At 56.7% G+C, this 337-nt stretch carries 1 protein-coding gene; it reads left to right on the plus strand.

Annotated features, from left to right (window positions below; translation table 11 throughout):
• The coding region (locus tag UF05_RS26250; RefSeq protein ID WP_048852130.1) for a hypothetical protein at positions 1 to 337 on the plus strand (337 nt) is incomplete at both ends.

A 337-nucleotide genomic window follows, 5' to 3' on the forward strand; every position in this document is an offset into this window, starting at 1 on the left:
ACTTCGGCACAAGGTAATGCCTCAGAAGGTATTGATTCCGGTGTGGCAACGCCAGAGCAGAAACCAAGTGCGAACGGGGCTACCGGTGAGCCAACTTCGGCACAAGGTAATGCCTCGGAAGGTATTGATTCCGGTGTAGGTACGCCAGAGCAGAAACCAAGTGCAGATGTGTCTAGTGGTGAGCCAACGGTAGCACAAGGCAATGCCCCTGAAGGCACTGATTCCGGTGTAGGTACGCCAGCATCGACACCGAGTGTGGACGCGGCAACGGGTGAGCCAAACACGGCAGACGACAAGAATGCCGCGGGCGAAAGCATCCCAACGTTAGCGGGTACCT

The organism is Vibrio sp. S457-15 (assembly GCF_000960545.1).
GTDB classification, from domain to species: Bacteria; Pseudomonadota; Gammaproteobacteria; order Enterobacterales; family Vibrionaceae; genus Vibrio; species Vibrio parahaemolyticus.